Source organism: Flavobacterium sp. A45, from assembly GCF_002001005.1.
Lineage (GTDB): Bacteria > Bacteroidota > Bacteroidia > Flavobacteriales > Flavobacteriaceae > Flavobacterium.
Genome location: NZ_MUNX01000023.1, coordinates 1 through 2,871 on the forward strand (window position 1 = coordinate 1; position 2,871 = coordinate 2,871).

Genomic DNA, 2,871 nt, shown 5'->3' on the forward strand with positions numbered 1-2,871 from the left:
CGGTGCTTACTGCCAACTAATAAATGGAACTTTTCTTCCCATCTCTAAAAGAAAACAAGAACTATTTAACCGATTTATAAAGATTAAAGAATAATAATTGAATTCCTTTGCACAATATTAAATGCTAAATTTTTATAAGAAACCTAAAAGAAATTAAATTCAAGATTGGAAGACTTGGTTTCCAGATGCAAACATAGGTAAAATTATATATTCTCCTATAAAAAACCAATTTTATACTCACTCTAAATGCATAATATTAAATACATCTGCAGCTATTGGGGTTGTCAAAACAAATCCGCAAAGGAATTTCTGAATTTTGTGGTCCAAAATGGATATCAAGGAGTAGAAATCAACTTTCTTGATGATGCTAATTTTGTTACAGAATTTCTTTCTGAATTACAAAGAATAAGAGAAACTATCGATTCAGAATTTGTTTTTATAGCACAACAAGTGCTTGGAAGTGCAATTGAAACTGTAGAAGAATATATTCAAAAACTAATCCAAAGACTGCAGTTTTTAATCACTTTAAAACCAGATTATATCAATTCTCAAACTGGTAAAGATTTTTTTGACTTTAGTGAAAACTGTAAAATTTTGAATCTTACAGAATTAATTTCTAAAGAAAGCGGTATCCCTATTTGGCATGAAATTCATGGTGGGAGATTTTCTTTTCATCTTAAAACGCTGTTGCAGTATATTGAAGTTTTTCCAAAATTAAATTTAATTGCTGACTTCTCTCATTTCTGCACCATTTGAGAGAGTTTACTTTATGACCAGCAAGATAATTTACGAAAAATTTATTCCAAAATTGTTCATATTCACGCCCGTGTTGGTTCTAGTCAATCATCACAAGTCAATAATCTCTTCGCTCTGGAATGGGAAGAAAATTTAGATCGATTTGTTAGATGGTGGCAGGATATAATTGAAGTCCAAAAGAAAAAAAACAAAGATTTTATAACGATAACATCGGAATTTGAGCCACTTCCTTTCATGCAACGAGAGCCTTCTACTCAAAAATCTCTTACAGATCAATTGGATATAAATATTAAAATGAAAAACTACTTACAACAAAAACTGATTATATAATGGGCAACATATCTTCTTATTATTATAAAATGACATTTAATGTTGAGAGTTGAGCCAATGATTGCCAGTTTTTAAGTTTGAATTATTAGACATCTTATATAAAGTTTCAAGATGATTTATAGCAAAACATATAATTATTGAACGATTTAACAAAATAACTGATTATAAAACTGTATCTTGACCTTTTTTTCAGTTTTTCACAAATCCTTTTAATTATTTAAATTCAAATGAGGACTATATTTTTTCGGGCAAATCTTCTTATATATTTTTTTTCAATTCAAGTTTTTGGGCAGATTAGCCACACTACAAATTCAATTTCGTTTCGAGATGAACGTGATACTTATTTAATAAGCAGTCAGCCTTTTCCTGATAAAGATGGCTTTGTTTGGTACGCTGTAAATACACAAGGAACATTTTACAAATATGATGGAACAAATACAATTAAATATACTTATAAGGGTATTAAAGAAAAGGAGCTTTCTATTTCCAATCTCAATATTTACAGTTGGATTCAGGATGGGAAAGGTGATATTTGGGCTATAAATCATCTTGGTGCTTATATAATAAACCCGAAAACTTTCAATGTTAGATATATTAAATGGGAATTGAAACATAAGATTAGAAGCAAGGAAGATGTTGTCTCGCTTCTGGACAAGAAAAGTAATATATGGATTAGTTTAGGGGAAAACTACGTTATAAAAATTGATACATATTACAATCAAAAGATATATGTATCTCCTAAAGAGCCAAAAGAAATAAAATATATAAAACAAAACAGTGAGGTTGTTAATACAGAAAGTGGAGCTTTAAGAATAATAAGAGAACTAGATCAAGGAAAAATATTAGTGAAATCGCATTGCAATTTGTATGTAATTGATGATAAAGGTATTCATTTTGTTTTGCATTTAAAAAGCGATAAACCAAATTTGCATTTTGTTGGTAATGGAGAAATTTTTAAAAACAATGCTAGCGGTGTTGTTTTTTTTGATGGTAAAAAGTATAATTATACATATTTAAAGAATTTAAACATACAAATGTTTGACTGTCCATATGATAATTTTTTATATTCAAAAACATATTTTTTTACAGTTAGAGATAATAAAATTTATACCTTATTATTTGATAAAGAAAAAAATACATTTACAACTATTGACACCTTTTTTTTGAAAAGAAATATTCTTAGTAAACAACTAAGATTGGATAGTAATGGTATAATCTGGTTTTCGAATAATGTAAAAATTGTTATGTTAAAACCTTTCGATCTTAGGTTTAAGAAATATTTACAGGGTAATGATTCTCAGATTAGTGTTAAAGGTATGACTTCCGATAGTTCAGGAAATTTATACGTCTGCTCTTCTTCAGGAATTTTTAAGTTAAACGCAAATGATAAATCCTTATCAAAAATTCATAAAACATCATATTCCCGCAACATTTATAATTCCATTTTAATAGAAAAAGATAGTGTTTTATGGTTTGTTGGTGGAGGACCTTTTGTAAATTCAATTAATTTAAGAACAAATGTACTTAAAACTATAAAATATGAAGATAGGTGGAATTTTAAATCTATATTTCTCAAATCAAAATCGAAAGATTCCTTGTGGATAGGGTCCGATAAAGGGCTATTTATTTTTGATAAAAAATCTGAAAAATTATTTCAATATAAGATCAACAATATTAATTCCGATGGGTTAATTATTTATGACCTTTTACAGTCCATTAATGGTAATTTATGGATAGCTACAAATAAAGGTCTTTATTTTAAAGATAAGGGAAATAAATTTATAG

Annotated in this window: 2 protein-coding genes; both read left to right on the top strand. The window is 27.6% G+C overall.

The window, feature by feature from the left end; genetic code table 11:
* Positions 1 to 246: 246 nt before the first annotated feature.
* Entirely contained in the window at positions 247 to 756 is a 510-nt protein-coding gene (locus B0E44_RS00155) for a hypothetical protein (RefSeq protein WP_077370185.1), read from the top strand.
* Between the two features lie 557 nt (positions 757 to 1,313).
* The coding region (locus B0E44_RS00160; RefSeq protein ID WP_131828078.1) for a hypothetical protein at positions 1,314 to 2,871 on the top strand (1,558 nt) is incomplete at its 3' end.

What these genes read in the sequence shown, in the direction of transcription:
- B0E44_RS00155 (WP_077370185.1), top strand. Translation starts at nt 247, where the DNA reads ATGCATAATATTAAATACATCTGCAGCTATTGGGGTTGTCAAAACAAA.